The 17,739-nt window shown below is 65.6% G+C and carries 17 protein-coding genes and 1 riboswitch; of the genes, 5 read left to right on the top strand and 12 right to left on the bottom strand.

The features are described from left to right. Positions 1-59: 59 nt before the first annotated feature. On the bottom strand, positions 60-953 hold the full coding sequence (locus D7S89_RS10095) for a CorC family transporter (protein WP_121277532.1): 894 nt from the start codon (positions 951-953) through the stop codon (positions 60-62). 171 nt (positions 954-1,124) lie between these two features. On the opposite strand from D7S89_RS10095, the gene D7S89_RS10090 reads away from it, so the two are divergent. Then, positions 1,125-1,715: a DUF4337 domain-containing protein gene (locus D7S89_RS10090; protein WP_121277531.1), complete on the top strand. Its 591-nt coding sequence runs from the start codon at positions 1,125-1,127 to the stop codon at positions 1,713-1,715. Positions 1,716-1,743: 28 nt separating this feature from the next. Here D7S89_RS10090 and D7S89_RS10085 read toward each other — a convergent pair whose 3' ends face one another. From D7S89_RS10085 to D7S89_RS10065, 5 genes are read right to left on the bottom strand one after another with little or no spacing between them, the layout of a single operon-like run. Then, on the bottom strand, positions 1,744-2,421 hold the full coding sequence (locus D7S89_RS10085; protein WP_121277530.1) for a gamma-glutamylcyclotransferase: 678 nt from the start codon (positions 2,419-2,421) through the stop codon (positions 1,744-1,746). 2 nt (positions 2,422-2,423) lie between these two features. After that, on the bottom strand, positions 2,424-2,897 hold the full coding sequence (ybeY, locus tag D7S89_RS10080) for an rRNA maturation RNase YbeY (protein WP_121277529.1): 474 nt from the start codon (positions 2,895-2,897) through the stop codon (positions 2,424-2,426). Between the two features lie 6 nt (positions 2,898-2,903). Further along, complete coding sequence (locus tag D7S89_RS10075) at positions 2,904-3,971, bottom strand: PhoH family protein (RefSeq protein WP_121277904.1); 1,068 nt, start codon at positions 3,969-3,971, stop codon at positions 2,904-2,906. A gap of 37 nt (positions 3,972-4,008) precedes the next feature. Continuing rightward, a complete protein-coding gene (gene miaB / locus D7S89_RS10070; protein ID WP_121277528.1) occupies positions 4,009-5,355 on the bottom strand; it encodes a tRNA (N6-isopentenyl adenosine(37)-C2)-methylthiotransferase MiaB in 1,347 nt (448 codons plus the stop codon). Between the two features lie 52 nt (positions 5,356-5,407). Next, positions 5,408-6,391: a LysR family transcriptional regulator gene (locus D7S89_RS10065; protein ID WP_121277527.1), complete on the bottom strand. Its 984-nt coding sequence runs from the start codon at positions 6,389-6,391 to the stop codon at positions 5,408-5,410. Positions 6,392-6,513: 122 nt separating this feature from the next. On the opposite strand from D7S89_RS10065, the gene D7S89_RS10060 reads away from it, so the two are divergent. Together D7S89_RS10060 and ribB are read left to right on the top strand one after the other, a co-directional pair. After that, positions 6,514-7,698 (top strand): MFS transporter, encoded by a 1,185-nt coding sequence (locus D7S89_RS10060; protein WP_121277526.1) that lies wholly within the window; start codon positions 6,514-6,516, stop codon positions 7,696-7,698. Between the two features lie 142 nt (positions 7,699-7,840). Next, a riboswitch (FMN riboswitch) is annotated at positions 7,841-8,008 on the top strand. A 128-nt stretch (positions 8,009-8,136) separates the two neighbouring features. Continuing rightward, positions 8,137-8,844: a 3,4-dihydroxy-2-butanone-4-phosphate synthase gene (gene ribB / locus D7S89_RS10055; protein WP_121277525.1), complete on the top strand. Its 708-nt coding sequence runs from the start codon at positions 8,137-8,139 to the stop codon at positions 8,842-8,844. Between the two features lie 120 nt (positions 8,845-8,964). Here ribB and D7S89_RS10050 read toward each other — a convergent pair whose 3' ends face one another. From D7S89_RS10050 to glpD, 4 genes are all read right to left on the bottom strand, one after another. After that, positions 8,965-9,651, bottom strand: a complete 687-nt coding sequence (locus tag D7S89_RS10050) for an HAD family hydrolase (protein WP_121277524.1) — start codon at positions 9,649-9,651, stop codon at positions 8,965-8,967. Between the two features lie 155 nt (positions 9,652-9,806). Next, positions 9,807-10,514, bottom strand: a complete 708-nt coding sequence (locus tag D7S89_RS10045) for an MIP/aquaporin family protein (protein WP_121277523.1) — start codon at positions 10,512-10,514, stop codon at positions 9,807-9,809. 118 nt (positions 10,515-10,632) lie between these two features. Continuing rightward, on the bottom strand, positions 10,633-12,132 hold the full coding sequence (gene glpK, locus D7S89_RS10040) for a glycerol kinase GlpK (protein WP_121277522.1): 1,500 nt from the start codon (positions 12,130-12,132) through the stop codon (positions 10,633-10,635). A gap of 153 nt (positions 12,133-12,285) precedes the next feature. Then, complete coding sequence (gene glpD, locus D7S89_RS10035) at positions 12,286-13,830, bottom strand: glycerol-3-phosphate dehydrogenase (protein ID WP_121277521.1); 1,545 nt, start codon at positions 13,828-13,830, stop codon at positions 12,286-12,288. 195 nt (positions 13,831-14,025) lie between these two features. Between glpD and D7S89_RS10030 the strand changes: the two genes are divergently transcribed. After that, complete coding sequence (locus D7S89_RS10030) at positions 14,026-14,400, top strand: hypothetical protein (RefSeq protein WP_245982794.1); 375 nt, start codon at positions 14,026-14,028, stop codon at positions 14,398-14,400. Between the two features lie 128 nt (positions 14,401-14,528). Here the strand turns inward: D7S89_RS10030 and D7S89_RS10025 are convergent, their stop codons facing one another. Both D7S89_RS10025 and D7S89_RS10020 read right to left on the bottom strand, forming a co-directional pair. After that, the gene (locus tag D7S89_RS10025) at positions 14,529-14,726 is read right to left on the bottom strand and encodes a hypothetical protein (RefSeq protein ID WP_121277520.1); all 198 of its coding nucleotides are present in this window, start codon (positions 14,724-14,726) and stop codon (positions 14,529-14,531) included. A 317-nt stretch (positions 14,727-15,043) separates the two neighbouring features. Continuing rightward, positions 15,044-15,829, bottom strand: a complete 786-nt coding sequence (locus D7S89_RS10020) for a DeoR/GlpR family DNA-binding transcription regulator (protein ID WP_121277519.1) — start codon at positions 15,827-15,829, stop codon at positions 15,044-15,046. Between the two features lie 99 nt (positions 15,830-15,928). On the opposite strand from D7S89_RS10020, the gene D7S89_RS10015 reads away from it, so the two are divergent. Beyond that, complete coding sequence (locus D7S89_RS10015) at positions 15,929-17,569, top strand: gamma-glutamyltransferase family protein (protein ID WP_121277518.1); 1,641 nt, start codon at positions 15,929-15,931, stop codon at positions 17,567-17,569. Positions 17,570-17,739: the final 170 nt, after the last annotated feature.

Below are 17,739 nucleotides of genomic sequence, written 5' to 3'. Positions count from 1 at the left end.
TTCAGGCATCGAAGGGCCGGGCGCGTGCCAAAGCGCGCCGGCACCTGCTGGCGCTGCGGTCAGGTCTGTACGTGTTGCGCTTCGCGTTCGCGCTGGCCCGCGAGCGGGTCGCGCCGCACGAGCAGCATGTGGATCTGCCGGGCATCGGCGCGCAGCACCTCGAAGATCAGGTCGTCGATGCGTACGCGCTCGCCGCGGTGCGGGACGCGGCCGAAATGGTGCGTGACGAGCCCGCCGATCGTATCGACTTCCTCGTCGGAGTAATGGGTGCCGAACGTCTCGTTGAACTGTTCGATCTCGGTGAGGGCGCGCACACGGTAGCGGCCGTCGGGCGAGGGGATGATGTTGTCGGCTTCTTCGTCGAAGTCGTATTCGTCCTCGATGTCGCCGACGATCTGCTCGAGCACATCCTCGATCGTGATGAGCCCCGCCACGCCGCCGTATTCGTCGACGACGATCGCGATGTGGTTGCGGTTCACGCGAAAGTCGTGCAGCAGCACGTTCAGGCGCTTGGCCTCCGGGATGAACACCGCGGGCCGCAGCATGCCGCGCACGTCGAATTCCTCTTCCGCGTAGTAGCGCAGCAGGTCCTTGGCGAGCAACACGCCGATGATGTTGTCGCGGTTGCCTTCGTAGACGGGGTAGCGCGAGTGTGCTTTTTCGAGCACGAACGGGATGAATTCAGCGGGGCTCTGCTCGATGTTGATGGCGTCCATCTGGGCGCGCGGGATCATGATGTCGCGCGCGCAGAGATCGGAGACCTGGAACACGCCCTCGATCATCGACAGCGAATCGGCGTCGATGAGATTGCGCTCGTGCGCATCCTGGAGGATTTCGAGCAATTCGCTGCGCGATTCGGGCTCAGGCGAGATGAGATCGGTCAGACGCTCGAGCAAGGAGCGTTTTTCGTGCGGTTTGTCGGTATGGCGTCGACTGGGATAGGGTTCGTTCATGGTGTTGCGCCCGAGACGACCGGGCGCGTGGTAAGCGGAGAGTTAAGGATACACCAGGCACGCCAACTGCCATTTTCGCCGTGTCAGCTGCTAAAGTCGCGCTGCAGGCGGCCATTTGATCGGCGTGCCAAGTCTCACCATTCTTTTCTACCCTGATTGCGCGAAGGAAATATGTCGGAAGAGTTCGAAGTGCGTGGACCGCACGAAGAAGCGGTCGAAGATGCCGGGCATGGTGCTCACCATGGCACGCAAGATTCGTTCGCGGGCCGTGTGGCTGTCATGACGGCCGTGCTGGCAACGATTGGCGCCATTTTTTCGTACCAGGGCGGTTCCACCGAAGGGCTCGCGCTGTTTTACAAGAACGAGGCAGCCATTCGCAAGACCGAGGCAGCCAATCAGTGGAGCTACTACCAGGCCAAGGGCGAGAAGCAGAACCTGGCCGAGCTCGGCGCCGCGCTCGTCGCAAGCGACCCGAAAGGCATCGCCAAATTCAACGCCGACATCGCCAAGTATCAGCAGCAGAAAACGGCGATCCGCACCCAGGCAGAGTCGCTCGAGAAGGCCGTGACCGAAGCCGATGAGGCCAGCGAGCGGCAACTGCACATGCACCACCGCTGGGCGCAGGCCACGACGCTCACGCAAATCGCGATCTCGCTTGCGGCGATCACGCTGCTCACGCGCCGCCGCTGGCTGCTCGGCGCCGCGCTCGGCGTCGCGGGCTTTGGCGTGCTCGTCGGCGGGGCCGCGTTCTTCGGTATCTGACTACCGCGCTTCGTGCGCCCGCTGAGCGCTAGACGCACCGCTTGAGCAGTGCTTCGAGTGCGCGGTCGGGCATGCCGCTCGCGCGCAGCGCTTCGACGGTGCGGCTCACGTAGTCGAGTGTCGTGCCATAGCGTCCGCGCGCACAGCCAAAGACGGTCTTCACGATCGCATCGGGCAGCTTGCCGGTGTAGGTAGGGACGTCGCGGCGCATCACGAAGGCCAGTGCCGGCACGCGCCGGCCATCGGCAAGCAGGCACGGCAGCCAGGCGGGCCGGTACGAGCCCATTGCCATTTCGCGCAGCCACAGCGCTTCGAGGTGTGGCATGGCCGTCGCGCCGGCTAGCCGGAACGCGATGCCCGTGCACGAGCCGCCGCGATCGAGGGCCAGCACGAGGCCGGGCTGCTCGGGCGTGCCGCGGTTCACGCGTGACCACAGATATAAGCCGCGGTGATAACCGCGCACGCATGCGCGCACGCTTTCGGCTGTCGGCATGCCGGGGTTCCAGATCAGCGAGCCATAGCCGAACAGCCACAGATCGCTTGCTCCGTCCCAGTCCTTCAGCATGCAGGCCAGTGAGGCCGCAAGCTCTCCATCGGAGAGCAGCCGCGCTTCGCCGAGCGAGGGCGGGTATGGGCGCGGCAAGGGTGCGAGGTCCTCGCAACCGTCGGAGTCGACAAGCGGAGTAGAGGCGCTCGCGCGGGCCATCGTCAGCGATCGCGGTCCGCGTAGGGATCGGCAAAGCCGAGGCGGCCGAGGATGTCGGTTTCGAGCGCCTCCATCTCCTGCGCTTCGTCGTCGACCTCGTGGTCGTAGCCCTGGGCGTGCAGCGTGCCGTGCACGATCATGTGCGCATAGTGTGCCTCGAGCGGTTTGCCTTGCTCGGCCGCTTCTTGCTCGATGACGGGGCAGCAGATGATCAGATCGCCGGAGACCGGATCGTCTTCGTGCTCGGCATAGGCGAACGTCAGCACGTTCGTCGCGTAGTCCTTGCCGCGATACGTGCGGTTGAGCGTGCGGCCTTCGTCGGCGTCGACGAAGCGCACGGTCAGCTCGCCGTCGGCGAACAGCGCGGCCTTGATCCAGTTGCCCACGCGTGCGCGCGTGAGCAGGGCCTTGTGCTCGGGATAGGCCTTGGACGCGGGAAATTGCAGCGACAGCGTCAGTTTGGGCGGGTGGCTCATGCGGCGTCAGCGCCCTTCCAATCGAGGCACGTCGTCATGCTTGGCATGTTTGTCGTAGGCCTCGACGATGCGCGCGACGAGCGGGTGACGCACGACGTCGGCACTCGTAAAGCGCGTGAGCGCGATGCCACGTACGTTCGCGAGCACCTGCTGCGCTTCGATGAGCCCGCTCTTGGCGCCGCGCGGCAGGTCGACCTGTGTCGTATCGCCGGTCACTACCGCCTTCGAGCCGAAGCCGATCCGCGTGAGGAACATCTTCATTTGCTCGGGCGTGGTGTTCTGCGCTTCGTCGAGGATGATGAAGGCATGATTGAGCGTGCGTCCACGCATGTAAGCGAGCGGCGCGATCTCGATCATCTGACGCTCGAACATCTTGGCCGTCTTGTCGAAGCCGAGCAGGTCGTACAGCGCGTCATAAAGCGGCCGCAGGTACGGGTCGACCTTTTGCGCGAGATCGCCGGGCAGAAAACCGAGGCGCTCGCCCGCTTCGACGGCCGGGCGTGTCAGCACGATGCGCTTGACCTGGTCGCGCTCGAGCGCGTCGACGGCGCAGGCGACGGCTAGGTACGTCTTGCCGGTCCCGGCCGGGCCGACGCCGAACGTCACGTCATGCGACAGGATTTGCTTCAGATAGTCGCGCTGCGCGGGCGTGCGGCCGCGCAAATCGGCGCGGCGCGTGTAGAGCTTCGGCCCGAGCTGCTCTTCGACGCTTTCGTCGTCGAGGCGGGCCGGCTCGTCGAACGGATGGTCCGGGTCATAGCGCGTGGGCGCTTCGAGTTCGCCATCGTTGTCGGCCTTGCCGCGATGGCCCGGGTGGCGCGTCTCGACGAGCGCGAGCTGGATGTCGTCGACCGACAGTGGCTCGCGCGCGCGGTTGTAGAACGTCTCGAGCGCGCCTAGTGCGAGCTTGGCGCCCCGGCCGCGGATCGCGATGCGATGGCCGCGCCGTTGCAGCGTCACGTCGAGGGCTTGCTCGATTTGCCGCAGGTTTTCGTCGAGCGGCCCACACAGGTTGGCAAGACGCGCGTTGTCGTCGCGCGGTGCGGTGAATTCCAGAGGCTGGGCGGTCTTCAAGGCGAACGAACGATCCTTAGGCTCAGAGATCCGCATGTTAGGCAAGCACGAGCTCGCCGCGCAGCGAATGCGGGTAGGCGTGGTTGATGCGCACGTCGATCATCTGACCGATCAGGCGCGCATGCGAGGCGACGGGCGCCGGGAAGTTGACGACACGATTGTTCGCGGTGCGGCCCGCGAGCTCGCTCGGGTCCTTGCGCGACGGGCCCTCGACGAGAATGCGCTCGACGTTGCCGACCATCGACTCGCTGATGCGCACGACGTTCGCATCGATCGTGGCCTGCAGGTGCTGCAGGCGCTTCAATTTGACTTCGCGCGGCGTGTCGTCGTGCAGGTTCGCGGCCGGCGTGCCGGGACGCGGACTGTAGATGAACGAAAAGCTCGTGTCGTAGCTCATCTCGTCGACGAGCTTCATCGTCATGTCGAAGTCGGCGTCGGTTTCGCCCGGGAAGCCGACGATGATGTCGGTCGACAGGGACAGGTCGGGACGAATCGCGCGCAGCCGGCGGATCACCGACTTGTATTCGAGCACCGTATAGCCGCGCTTCATCGCCATCAGGATGCGGTCCGAGCCGTGCTGCACAGGCAAGTGCAGATGCGAGACGAGCTTGTCGACCTTCGCGTAGGTATCGATGAGGCGCTGCGTGAATTCCTTCGGATGCGACGTCGTATAGCGGATGCGTTCGATGCCGGGAATCTCGGCCACGTATTCGATCAGCGTCGCGAAATCGGCGATCTCGGACGAGCCGGCCGTCAGCGCGCCGAGATACGCGTTCACGTTCTGGCCCAGCAGCGTGACTTCGCGCACGCCCTGGTCGGCCAGGCCCGCGATCTCGGTCAGCACGTCGTCGAGCGGGCGCGAGACCTCCTCGCCGCGCGTGTACGGCACGACGCAGTAGCTGCAGTATTTGCTGCAGCCTTCCATGATCGAGACGAACGCGCTCGGGCCTTCGACACGCGCGGGCGGCAGATGGTCGAACTTCTCGATCTCGGGGAACGTGATGTCGACTTGCGGACGGCCGCTCGTGCGGCGCGCTTCGATCATCTGCGGCAGGCGGTGCAGCGTCTGCGGACCGAACACCAGGTCGACGTACGGGGCACGCGCAACGATCGACGCGCCTTCCTGGCTCGCCACGCAGCCGCCCACGCCGATCACGAGATCGGGGCGCGCTTCCTTGAGCTCGCGTACGCGGCCGAGGTCGGAGAAGACCTTTTCCTGCGCCTTTTCGCGTACGGAGCAGGTGTTGAAGAGGATGACATCCGCGTCTTCGGGGGAGTCGGTCTTGACGAGACCTTGGGCGGCACCGAGCACGTCGACCATTTTGTCGGAGTCGTACTCGTTCATCTGGCAGCCGAAGGTCTTTACATACACTTTCTTGATCATGAAACTCGCCGTTCGCAGTGGTTGACCTGGGGGCGTTAGGGGGAAATGAATATTATAGCCGCTCGGCTTTTCCGGGCGCCGCGGGCGGCCCGCCCGCGGCCGCGTCGATGCCGGGCAGCCCTGCCCAGTCGCGCTCGACGCACGCGAACCGCTCGATCAGAAAGTCGAGCAGCGCGCGCACGCGTGGCGGCCGATAGCGATTGCGGTGAAACAGGGCGTGCAGCGGCGAATCGGGCGCATAGCGCCACTCGGGCAGCACCACCTGAAGCCTGCCCGTCCGCAGATCGGCGTCGATATCCCACAAGGACTTCAACACGATGCCATAGCCGTCGATGGCCCACGTGCGCGTGACGGCCCCGTCATTCGTCTCGCGCGAGCGCTCGAGCGGCACCGTGTACTGCTCCGTTTCGTCGCCGCGCACGAAGCGCCATTCGTTGAGCGGCCCCGACGCGATGACGAGCACGATGCAGTCAAAGCGCGCCAGATCGGCCGGCGAGGTCGGCCTGCCGTGGCGGGCCAGGTAGTCGGGCGAAGCGACGAGCACGCGCCGGTTCGATGCGAGCCGACGCGCGACCAGTGAACAGTCTTCGCGCGGCGCGCCGAAGCGGATCGCAAGGTCCAGATCGTCATTGAGCAAGTCCGAAACCGAATCCGATAGCGACAGCGCGAACGTGACGTCAGGGTGCAGCGCGTTGAATTCGTCGAGCCACGCCATCAGCAGATTGCGGCCGAAATCCGACGTGGTCGAGATGCGGATCTTGCCGCTCACGACGTTGCGGCCCGCCTGCAAGGCCGCGTCGGCATCGTCGAGCGCTTGCAGGGCCTGCATGCAGTGGCGCAGGTACAGGCGCCCCTCGTCGGTGAGCCGCAGCTGGCGCGTCGTGCGCTCGAACAAGCGCGTGGCGAGCGCCGCTTCGAGCTTGGCGAGGCGCGCACTGGCCGCAGCCGGTGTCACACCTAGCTTGCGGCCCGCCGCGGAGATGCCTCCCAGGCGGGCGGCTTCGACGAAAAGCCGGATGTCGCCGAGTCTGTCCATCGTTTATTCGATTTCAATTGAAAATGATTCAAACGATAGGCCAATTATCAAATCGGCGCAGCGTCGCGAGAATACGGCGGTCTCCTGTCCCCGTCTCCATCTCCTCGTATCGGACCGCATCCATGCCCATTCCCCTGCTCGCGCTCGCGTTGAGCGCCTTTGCCATCGGTACGACCGAATTCGTGATCATGGGCCTGCTACCCGAGGTCGCGCACGATCTGGCCGTCTCCATTCCTTCTGCGGGCCTGCTCGTGTCGGGCTATGCGCTCGGCGTCGCGGTGGGTGCACCCATACTCGCCGTGCTGACGAGCCGGCTGCCGCGCAAGGCCGCGCTGCAGCTTTTGATGGCCGTGTTCATCGTCGGCAATGTGCTGTGCGCGGCCGCCGGTGACTACCGCATGCTGATGATCGCGCGCATCGTCACGTCGTTTGCGCACGGCTCGTTCTTCGGCATCGGCGCCGTCGTCGCGGCCTCGCTCGTGCCGCGCGAGAAGCAGGCGAGCGCGATTGCGCTGATGTTCACGGGCCTGACGTTGGCCAATGTGCTGGGGGTGCCATTCGGTACCTTCGTCGGACAGAACTTCGGCTGGCGCATGTCGTTCTGGATCGTCGCAGGCCTCGGCGTGCTCGCGTTCGCCGGCGTCACGGCGCTCGTGCCCAATCGTCACGACTCGGGGCCCGTTGGTCTCGCGCGTGAAGTGCGCGTGCTCAAGGAGCCGCAGGTTTGGCTTGCGCTGGCCATGACGGTGCTCGGCTTCGGCGGCGTGTTCGTCGTGTTCACCTACATCGCGCCGATCCTCGAGCAGGTTACCGGCTTCTCGCCGCGCGCGGTCACACTGATCCTCGTGCTGTTCGGCGCGGGGCTCACGGTCGGCAACGTCGTGGGCGGCAAGCTCGCCGATCGTGCGCTGATGCCTTCGCTGATGGGCATGCTAGTCGCGCTCGCGCTCGTCATGGGCGTGTTCGCCAAGACCAGCCATCTGCCCGTGGCGGCGGCCGTCACCGTGTTCGTATGGGGCATTTTCGCGTTCGCGACCGTGCCGCCGCTGCAAATGCGCGTCGTCGAAAAGGCCCGGCATGCACCGCATCTGGCCTCGACGCTGAACATCGGCGCGTTCAACGTCGGCAATGCGGCCGGCGCGTGGCTCGGCGGACTGGCCCTCACGCACGGGCTCGGTCTCGATGCGCTGCCGTGGGTGGCGGCGGCCGTCTCGCTGGCGGCGCTCGTTGTTACGGCGCTGGCCGCGCGTCTGGATGGCGTGCGCGGCAAGCACGAAGCCGCGCCCGTGCCCGAACGCGTGTGCTGAGCGCGCTTGCTGTCGCCCGCGGGCTGGGTCGCCTGGTCAGGCGGGCCGCTTTTAGAGCCCGCGGTCGAGCCGAGGGTTGCTTCGCTGCAAGCGATTCACGTCTGTTGTATGCTCTTTCACGCCGGTCATCCGGCAACATTCAGTGCGTCTTCAGGGCGGGGTGAAATTCCCCACCGGCGGTAGGCCGGCCATGTGCCGGTGAGCCCGCGAGCGCCCGCGCGGAAATCGGCTTTACGCCGTTCGCGCGGGGTCAGCAGATCTGGTTAGAAGCCAGAGCCGACGGTTACAGTCCGGATGGAAGAAGATGCGCAGATAGTCACGTTCGTCACTTCACGTGCCGCGCGGCCCTCGAGCCTGGCGGCGGTGAGGCGTCGTTCTGTCTGTTTGCGATGCCCTGAAACGTTTTTCGCCCATTTTTGATTGCGAGGAGCGTTTCATATGTCCTTATCCGTTTCTACGGCGTTCGCCGAACTTCCCTTGCTGCAATCCGGGGCCGTCCCGGTTCCGCCGCGCATCGCTGCCGCGCTCGACGCATTGCGCGCGGGCCAAGCCGTCGTGCTGCTCGACGACGACGACCGCGAGAACGAAGCCGACCTGATCGTCGCGGTCGACCGCTTGAGCGTCCCGACGATGGCGCTGTTGATCCGCGAGTGCAGCGGCATCGTCTGCCTGTGCTTGACCGACGAAACGGTGCGCGCGCTCGAATTGCCGCCGATGGTCGCGCAGAATGAAAGCCGGCACGGCACGGCGTTCACGGTATCGATCGAAGCGCGTGAGGGGGTGACGACCGGCGTGTCGGCTGCCGACCGCGTGACGACGATCAAGGCCGCCATTGCCGACGGCGCCAAGCCCGAGGACATCGTGCGCCCAGGCCACGTGTTTCCGCTGCGCGCGGTGCCGGGCGGCGTGCTCGCACGCCGCGGCCACACCGAGGGCACGGTCGATCTGGCGATTCTGGCGGGCTTGAAGCCGGCTGGTGTGCTCTGTGAGCTGATGAATCCCGATGGCACGATGATGCGCGGCAGCGACGTCGACCGTTTCGCGGCGGCGCAAGGCATGCCGATTCTGACGGTCGAGGAGCTCGTCGCGTTCCGCCGCACGCTGGCAGCGGCAGCCGAACGCGAGCGCTGCGTCGAGCTGGCGTAAGCGCCGCACAGGCGAAGCCGGCGGTGCCAGCGCACGGTGGTGGTGCCGGCGCGCTGCCGGCGTACAGAGGATAGCGAGGGCGGTTGGGGTGCCCTCGCGCTCACGCCCGTCTTGCCCGTCTTACGACTGCAACTCCCCGAATTCCCCGCGCAAGCCCGCTGCGATCATTTCCGGCAGCTGTTCCATGTGCTCGATGATGCGTGTGACGCCGAGGTTGCGCAGTACCTGTGCATAGCCTTTCGGCACGTGGCTCGCGCCGACGAACGCGATCGTCTTCATGCCGGCCGCGCGCGCGGCATTGAGGCCCGTCACGCTGTCTTCGACGACGATGCAGCGCGACGGCTCGACGCCGAGCTGCTGCGCGGCGTGCAAATAGACATCAGGGTGGGGTTTGGGCCGACGCACCTGTTCGGCACTGAACAGGCGCGGGCCGAACAGATCGGTCAAGCCTGCGCGACGCAGCGAGGCGGCCACGCGCGCCAGACCGCTGTTCGAGACGACGGCCGCCGGCAGCGGCACGCGTCCCAGCGCATCGCGCACACCCGTGATCGGGGCGAGCGAACGCTTGAGCTCGGCGTCGATATTGCGCTCGACCGTGGCAAGAAAATCGTCGGGAATGTCGATGCCGAAGCGCGTTTCGAGGTCGGCGAGAAAAGCGGAGATCTGTTGGCCGAAAGCCGCTTTGGCGGCGACTTCGAAGTCGATGCCGGGAAATGCGTCGACCAACGATTGAACCAGCACCCGGTCGGCGATGACTTCACTGTCGACGAGCACGCCGTCGCAGTCGCAGATGAGATGATCGAACATGAAAGAGAGCGCACGCGTGTGGTCGGCCCAACCGTTGGCATGCTTTTTTGTCTATGAGATGCCAATGATACGAGCAATGCACGTGCGACGCTCTCTTATTTTGCGCTTACTTAATTCGCTCTCGAACGACCGCTCGGTCGTCCGAGATAGCCGTCTCAATGGATGTGCAGATAGAGCAGCGAGGCCAGCGCGCCGCCCGCGAGCGGGCCGGCGACGGGGATCCACGAGTAGCGCCAGTCGCTGTTGCGCTTGCCCGGGATCGGCAGCAGCGCGTGCATGATGCGCGGCGCGAGGTCACGCGCGGGGCTCATCGCGTAGCCGGTCGCGCCGCCCAGCGAGATGCCGATGCCGAGCACGAGCAGGCCGACGGGCAGTGCGTCGAGGGCGCCCAGGCCCACTTGCGGCGAGGCCAGGTACAGCACGCCGAGGATCAGCACGAACGTGCAGATCATTTCGGTCAGGACGTTGTGCACCACGCTGCGAATCGCAGGCGCCGTGCAGAAGCAGGCGAGCTTGATGTCGGCGTCCTCGGTGGCCGAGAAGTGCTGGCGATAAGCGAGCCAGACGACGAATGCACCGGCCATGCCGCCCAGCATTTGTGCCGCCACGTAGCCTGCGACCTTGCTCCAGGCGAACTTGCCGGCGATCGCGAGGCTCACGGTGACGACCGGGTTCAGGTGCGCACCGCTCGACGAGGCCGTCACGTAGACGGCGACGAACACGGCCATTGCCCAGCCCCAGACGATGACGATGAGGTCGGCGCCTTTGCCCTTGGTGCGCGCGAGCAGCACGTTGGCGACGGCACCGTTGCCGAGCAGCACGAGCAAGGCTGTGCCGAGGAATTCCGCGATTAAAGGCGACATGGTTGTCTCCGGTTTGTCTATGTGTTGTGTAAATTGTGTCGGGGACAGCCGGCGTGAGCCGGCTGGTCCGCATCATCGCCCACTGGCGGCGGCGCGCGCCGCCAGTGGGCGATGAGAATCAGCTCGCGTCGGCCCAGGCCTTCGCGGCCGTGACCGCGCGCTGCCAGCCGGCCAGGCACCCGTCGACGTTCGCGCGCTCCATCGCGGGCGAGAAGCGCTTGTCGAGTTGCCATTGGCTCTCGACTTCGCCGACGTTCTGCCAATAGCCGACCGCGAGGCCTGCCAGATAGGCCGCGCCGAGCGCCGTCGTTTCGCTGATGCGCGGACGCACGGTCGAGACGCCGAGCAGATCGGCCTGGAACTGCATGAGCAGGTTGTTCGCGCAAGCGCCGCCGTCCACGCGCAGTTCGCCGATGCGGATACCCGAGTCGGCTTCCATCGCCTTGAGCACGTCGAGCGATTGATACGCGATCGAATCGAGTGCTGCGCGAGCGACGTGCGCGTTCGTCGTGCCGCGCGTCATGCCGAACACGGTGCCGCGTGCGCGCGGATTCCAGTGCGGTGCACCCAGGCCCGCGAATGCCGGCACGAGGTAGACGCCGTCGCTGTGCGCAACGCTGGCCGCCAGTGCTTCGACTTCAGCCGAGGTCTTGATGATGCCGAGCCCGTCGCGCAACCACTGCACCACGGCGCCGGCGATGAAGATGCTGCCCTCGAGCGCGTAGTTCACTTCGTTGCCGATCTTCCAGGCGACCGTCGTGATGAGGTTGTTCTTCGACTCGATCGGCTTCGTACCGGTGTTCATCATCAGGAAGCAGCCGGTGCCGTAGGTGTTCTTCACCATGCCCGACTTCGTGCACATCTGGCCGAACAGCGCGGCCTGCTGGTCGCCCGCGATGCCGGCCAGTGGAATCTTCGAGGCGAACACGGTCGTGACCGTCGTGCCGTAGAGCTCCGACGACGAGCGCACTTCGGGCAGCATGCTGCGCGGAATGTCGAGCGCTTCGAGCAGGTCGTTGTCCCACTGCATCGTGTGGATGTTGAACAGCATCGTGCGCGATGCGTTCGTCACGTCGGTGATGTGCAGCGCGTGCTTCGTGAAGTTCCAGACCAGCCAGCTGTCGACCGTGCCGAACGCGAGCTTGCCTTGCTTGGCCTTCTCGCGCGCGCCTTCGACGTTATCGAGAATCCAGCGGATCTTGGTGGCCGAGAAGTACGCGTCGATCGGCAGGCCCGTCTTCGCGCGCACTTTCTCCTCGAGCCCTTGCGCCTTCAGCTCGTCGCACAGCTCGGCCGTGCGGCGGTCTTGCCAGACGATCGCGTTGTAGATCGGCTGACCCGTTTCGCGATCCCAGACGATGGTCGTTTCGCGTTGGTTCGTGATGCCGATCGCGGCAATCGACGTGCCGTTCAGGCCCGCGCGCGTGACGGCTTCAGCGGCGACGCCGGCTTGCGTCGACCAGATTTCCTGAGGATCGTGCTCGACCCAGCCCGGATGCGGATAGATCTGGCGGAATTCTTTTTGAGCGACCGAAACGATGTTGCCTTTTCGATCGAAGAGCATCGCGCGGGAGCTCGTGGTGCCTTGGTCGAGCGCGAGGATGTATTGATCCTGCATTGTCTCTTCTCCGTTCGTTGTCGTAATTCGCCGCGCTCGCGAGCGCGACGCTCCTGGTGGTAAAGCGCGTCCTGCGGGTGCTGCGTGAAAAGGGTCTTCGTGCGTGGTGCGTTGCGCGCTGTCTGCCTGCTCGCGGCGTTCGGCCGCGAGCGGCTAGGCCGTATGCGGCAGCGAGGCAGACGCGGCCGGCGAATGGGCGAACCAGTCGTCGATGTCGGCGCGCACGGCGCTCAGCGTGCCCGGTGCAAGATGCAGACCGAGCTTCGAGCGGCGCCATAGTACGTCATCGGCCGAGCGGGCCCATTCGACGTCGCGCAGGTAGCGCAGCTCGCATTCGTGAATGCCTGGCGCGAACGCATGGCCGAGGTCGGCCAGCGTCTTCGCCTGACCGATCACGCGCGTGGCGCGGGTGCCGTAGGCGCGCGCATAGCGGCGTGCCAGGTCGGCCGGCAGCCAGGGGTGCTCGCTCGCGAAGCGTGCGGCGAACGGCTCGAATTGCGCATTGGCGATGTCGCCGCCCGGCAGCGGCGCACCCGCGGTCCAGGTGCGCGCCGTGAGGCCGATCGTCGGACCCAGCAGGTCGACGGCTTCCTCGGCGAGCTTGCGAAACGTCGTGATCTTGCCGCCGAACACCGACAGGAGCGGTGCCTCGCCGGCGGGGGCATCGAGCTCGAGCTTGTAGTCGCGCGTGACGGCGGAAGGATTGTCCGCACCTTCCTCTTCGAGCAGCGGACGCACGCCCGCGTAGGTCCAGCAAACGTCGGTCGGGCTGATCTTGCGCTTGAAGTAGCGGTTGATCGAATCGCACAGGTAGCGCGTTTCGTCTTCGCTGATCGCCACCTGCGCCGGGTCGCCGTGGTATTCGACGTCGGTCGTGCCGATCAGCGTGTACTCGCGTTCGTAAGGAATCGCGAAGATGATGCGCTTATCGGGGTTCTGGAAGATGTAGGCGTGGTCGTGCTCGAACAGGCGCCGCGTGACGATGTGGCTGCCTTTCACGAGCCGGACGCTGTAGTGCGCGCCGCGGCCCAAGGCATTGTGCAGCAGCTGGCCGACCCACGGCCCTGCCGCGTTCGCGAGCGCGCCGGCGCGGATATCAAACCGCGTGCCATCGGCGCGCAGCAATTGTGCGTGCCATTCGCCGCCCGCACGCACGGCCGAGACGAGCTTCGTGCGCGTGGCGACCGTCGCGCCGCGTTCGGCCGCATCGAGGGCATTGAGCACGACGAGGCGCGCATCGTCGACCCAGCCGTCCGAGTAGACGAAACCGCGCGCGATCGAATCGACGAGCGGCGCGCCCGCCGGATGGCGGCGCATGACGATGCCGCGCGAGCCCGGCAGCAGTTCACGCCGGGCAAGGTGATCGTAAAGGAACAGGCCCGCCCGGATCAGCCAGGCCGGACGCAGGTTCGGCATGTGCGGCATCACGAAGCGCAGCGGCCACATGATGTGTGGCGCGGCACGCAGCAGCGTCTCACGCTCCTGCAGCGCCTTGCGAACGAGCCCGAATTCTTTGTATTCGAGATAGCGCAGGCCGCCATGGATGAGCTTCGTGCTCGACGAAGACGTGTGCGATGCCAGATCGTCTTGCTCGACCAGCAGCACGGACAGGCCGCGCCCTGCGGCATCGCGCGCGATACCCGCGCCATTGATCCCGCCGCCCACGACGAGTAGATCGTATCGGCTGCCTTGCGTCACTTGCGCTGTCCCCTGTATGCCAGACGGCTATGATGGAAAATAAAGCGAACCTATCATGTTCGTTTGCGAAATCTATCGAACATTATCGAAAAAGTAAAGATCGAGAATAAGGTTCGGATGCGAACCGCGCATGCGAACGGTCGTATCAGCCGCGAACGCGGCTAACATCTCGGGAAATTTCGTGCGAGGTCGGCGATGAGTGCAACCAAGGCAAAAGTGGTGATGGCAGCGGCAGGTGCAGCGGCGGTGCTGCTCGCCGGCTGCGCGGGCGTGGTGTTCGTCAGGCCATCGTTCACGGCGCTGCAGCAGGAGTGCGGCCCGGTGGCCGAATACGGCGAGGACGGTCCGGCCGTTTATTCGGCGTTTTTCGATGCCTACGTGGCCTATCGGCACGGGCGCGTTTCAAAAGACGAATACTGCGCGTTCGAGCGCGGGATCGCCGAGCATCATGCTGCGCTCGGGTCGCACGGTGCCCAGGGGCGCGGCGACTGGGCCACGTTTTTCAACGGTGAGCGCGTGAAGGCGATCGATTGGCGCGCGAGCGTCGATCCGACGTTGCGCGGCGGCTAAGGCGAAGGGGTCAGGTCAAGGGCCGAGCGGCGCGTCGCACCGGGCGCCCGACCGGCACGAAAGGTGCGCGCATCCCGCGGCGCCGTGCCGCGAGCGGGCGGCGCCGGGTCTTGCAAGAGAAATCGAAGCTAGGAAAACCGTTTGATGGCCTTGATGGCCGAGTCGCCTGACTCGGTCAGACGCCATTGCTGATGGCCGGAAGCGAGGCTCTCGAGTTGCACGAGCTGTTGCTCGAGCAGCGCGTCGAGCTCTTCGCGGTCCATGTCGACTTGGTTAGGGGCATCCTTGACGAGCAGCAGCGTGGCGAATTCATGCGGACTCAGCATCGTTCTCTCCGTGGCAATCGAATTAAATTGCCCTGACAGCCGGGTGCTTCGGCTGCCGGTACGCTCAACTATCGGGAGCGGGGAAGGGACACCGCAACACGTGCTCGGGTGGCATGCGTCGGGGAACTGGAGTGTAGTCAAGCCCCCGTTCTTATCCAAATCTCCCTTGAAAATTTTCCGTTTGACAAATATGGGCGCGCCAAGCGGTTCGAGCGGCGCCGCGATTTCGCGAAATGACTTGAGGTTTCGCTTGCGGCGCAGCACGGCGCCGGGCGATCGGGCATTGAGGCTGGCTTGCGGCCGAGCGGCGGCAGCCGTCAATCGGTCCCGGCGACGTACACCTGCGTTCCGGTTTGCGCGAACGTTTCGGCCATTTCAGGCGGCGTGGGCGCGTCGGTGAACAGCGCGTCGATCTGCGACAGGTGCCCCTGGCGCACGAGCGCAGGGCGGCCGAACTTCGAATGGTCGGCGACCAGGAAAACGGTGCGCGAATGCTCCATGATGGCCTCGGCCACCCGCACCTCGCGTGTGTCGAAGTCGCGCAGCGTGCCGTCGGTTTCGATGCTCGAGGTGCCGATGATCGCGAAGTCGACTTTGAACTGACGAATGAAGTCGATCGCCAACTCGCCGACGATGCCTTTGTCCCACGGCCGCACGATGCCGCCCGTCACGAGCACCTCGCAATCGGGGTAGCCGCTCATCATGTTGGCAACGTTCAGATTGTTCGTGATCACGCGCAGGCCGTGATGCCGGTTCAGCGCGCGGGCCACCTCTTCGGTCGTCGTGCCGAGGTTGATGAACAGCGACGCCTGATCCGGAATGTGCGTGGCCGACAGGGCCGCGATGCGCCGCTTTTCCTCATGGAACATGCGCTGGCGCGCCGTGTACGAAACGTTCTCCGAACTCGTCGGCAGGCTCGCACCACCGTGATAGCGGCGCAGCAGGTTCATGTCGGCCAGCCAGTTCACGTCGCGGCGGATCGTCTGCGGCGTCACCTCGAAGTGCGAGGCCAGGTCGTCGACCGTCACGAAGCCGTCGCGCTGTACCCACTCGAGCAGTTCTTGCTGGCGGGCGTTGAGGCTGAGGCGCGGATCTCGGGTCATGGCGTTGTCGGCGGCGCGGCAGTTGAAGTGAGCGTATTGTAAGACCTCCGCGCGATGTCTTTTTGGCGAGAAAAACGTTCCCACCCGCGAGACTACGACATGACCCGATTCGATTGGCACAATCCGTACCCGACGCTGCGCTTGCCCGTGTTTGCCCGCAACGTCGTTTCGACGTCGCACCCGCTCGCCGCACAGGCCGGCTTGCGCGTGCTGTGGCAGGGCGGTAATGCCGTCGATGCGGCCATCGCGGCGGCCGCTGCACTCACGATCGTCGAACCGGTTTCTTGCGGCCTGGGCGGCGACGCATTCGCGCTCGTGTGGGACGGCGCGAAACTGCACGGGCTCAACGCGTCGGGCGTGGCGCCGGCCGCCTGGAGCGTCGATTACTTCAAGCGCCGCCATGGCGAGAGCGACCGCGGCCTTGCGCACCAGCCCAGGCGCGGCTGGGACACGGTGACCGTGCCGGGCGTGGTGGCTGGCTGGGAGGCGCTGCATAGCAAGTTCGGCGTCCTGCCGTTTGCCGACCTGATGGCACCGGCGATCGAGATCGCCGAGCGCGGCCATGCGGTGGCGAGCATCGTCGCGCGCAAGTGGGCGGCGGCCACCCCCGAACTGCACGACCAGCCAGGCTTTGCCGACACCTTCATGCCATCCGGCCGCGCGCCGAACGTGAGCGAGCTCGTGCGCTTTCCCGACCACGCGAAAACGCTGCGGCTGCTGGCCAATTGCGGCCCGCGCGCGTTTTACGAGGGTGAGGCGGCCGAGCGCATCGCGGCGTTCGCGCGCGAAGGCGGCGGCGCGCTGACGCTCGGTGATCTGCGTGGCTACCGGGCCGAGTGGGTCGAGCCGATCGGCAAAGACTATCGCGGCTACACGGTCCACGAAATTCCGCCGAACGGCCAGGGCATCGCCGCGCTGATCGCGCTAGGCATCCTGGAGCATTTCGATCTGCGCGCGCTCGCGTGCGACGGCATCCATTCGCAGCACTTGCAGATCGAGGCGATGAAGCTTGCGTTTGCCGACGTGTATCGCTACGTGGCCGACCCGCGCGCAATGGAGCTCACCCCTGAGGCCATGCTCGATCCGGCCTATCTCGCATCGCGTGCGGCGCTGATCGATCCGCGCCGCGCTACGCACTTCGCTTCCGGCATGCCGCGAGCAGGCGGCACGATCTATCTGACGGCGGCCGATGAGCGCGGGATGATGGTGAGCTTTATTCAGTCCAACTACATGGGCTTCGGCTCCGGGGTCGTTGTGCCGCAGACGGGCATCGCGCTACAGAACCGTGGCTGCGGCTTTTCGATGGACCCGCGTTCGCCCAACGTCGTGGCGGGTGGCAAGCGGCCGTTTCACACGATTATTCCGGCGTTCGTGACCGAGTGCATCGATGGCCGCCGGCAGCCCGTCATGAGCTTCGGCGTGATGGGCGGCGACATGCAGCCGCAGGGGCACCTGCAATCGATCGTGCGCATGCTCGACTACGATCAGCAGCCGCAGGCCGCGTGCGATGCGCCGCGCTGGAAGGTGAATCGCGATTTCACGCTCGACGTCGAGGCCACTTTCGATCGCGATGTGGCGCGCGAATTGCAACAGCGTGGTCACCGCATCGAAGCGATCGACGATCCTTATATGGATTTCGGCTCGGGCCAGTACATCTGGAAGCTCAATCGCATGGACTCCGAGCGCGGCTACGTGGCGGCCAGCGACAGCCGGCGCGACGGTCTCGCCGCGGGGTTCTAGCTGCCCGGCTTCACGCGGGTTCGCATCCGCGGCCCCGTGGAAGTCGTTATACATGGCGAGTCGAGGCATTCGTCTAATGCATGGGCGGTGCCAACGTATCGCCATTCGTCACAGGGCCGGAACCGGGCGTTCCTAATGTGGTCTTTACTTGAGAGCCGAAGCAGGTTCGG

Origin of the sequence: Trinickia fusca (genome assembly GCF_003628145.1) — a bacterium.
GTDB lineage: Bacteria > Pseudomonadota > Gammaproteobacteria > Burkholderiales > Burkholderiaceae > Trinickia > Trinickia fusca.
This window is presented reverse-complemented; position numbering and strand designations above follow the sequence as displayed.

What these genes read in the sequence shown, in the direction of transcription:
- glpK (WP_121277522.1), bottom strand. Translation starts at nt 12,132, where the DNA reads ATGCAGGATCAATACATCCTCGCGCTCGACCAAGGCACCACGAGCTCC.
- D7S89_RS10090 (WP_121277531.1), top strand. Translation starts at nt 1,125, where the DNA reads ATGTCGGAAGAGTTCGAAGTGCGTGGACCGCACGAAGAAGCGGTCGAA.
- ribB (WP_121277525.1), top strand. Translation starts at nt 8,137, where the DNA reads ATGTCCTTATCCGTTTCTACGGCGTTCGCCGAACTTCCCTTGCTGCAA.
- D7S89_RS10095 (WP_121277532.1), bottom strand. Translation starts at nt 953, where the DNA reads ATGAACGAACCCTATCCCAGTCGACGCCATACCGACAAACCGCACGAA.
- ybeY (WP_121277529.1), bottom strand. Translation starts at nt 2,897, where the DNA reads ATGAGCCACCCGCCCAAACTGACGCTGTCGCTGCAATTTCCCGCGTCC.
- D7S89_RS10050 (WP_121277524.1), bottom strand. Translation starts at nt 9,651, where the DNA reads ATGTTCGATCATCTCATCTGCGACTGCGACGGCGTGCTCGTCGACAGT.
- D7S89_RS10045 (WP_121277523.1), bottom strand. Translation starts at nt 10,514, where the DNA reads ATGTCGCCTTTAATCGCGGAATTCCTCGGCACAGCCTTGCTCGTGCTG.
- D7S89_RS10020 (WP_121277519.1), bottom strand. Translation starts at nt 15,829, where the DNA reads ATGACCCGAGATCCGCGCCTCAGCCTCAACGCCCGCCAGCAAGAACTG.
- miaB (WP_121277528.1), bottom strand. Translation starts at nt 5,355, where the DNA reads ATGATCAAGAAAGTGTATGTAAAGACCTTCGGCTGCCAGATGAACGAG.
- D7S89_RS10085 (WP_121277530.1), bottom strand. Translation starts at nt 2,421, where the DNA reads ATGGCCCGCGCGAGCGCCTCTACTCCGCTTGTCGACTCCGACGGTTGC.
- D7S89_RS10060 (WP_121277526.1), top strand. Translation starts at nt 6,514, where the DNA reads ATGCCCATTCCCCTGCTCGCGCTCGCGTTGAGCGCCTTTGCCATCGGT.
- D7S89_RS10065 (WP_121277527.1), bottom strand. Translation starts at nt 6,391, where the DNA reads ATGGACAGACTCGGCGACATCCGGCTTTTCGTCGAAGCCGCCCGCCTG.
- D7S89_RS10015 (WP_121277518.1), top strand. Translation starts at nt 15,929, where the DNA reads ATGACCCGATTCGATTGGCACAATCCGTACCCGACGCTGCGCTTGCCC.
- D7S89_RS10025 (WP_121277520.1), bottom strand. Translation starts at nt 14,726, where the DNA reads ATGCTGAGTCCGCATGAATTCGCCACGCTGCTGCTCGTCAAGGATGCC.
- D7S89_RS10030 (WP_245982794.1), top strand. Translation starts at nt 14,026, where the DNA reads ATGAGTGCAACCAAGGCAAAAGTGGTGATGGCAGCGGCAGGTGCAGCG.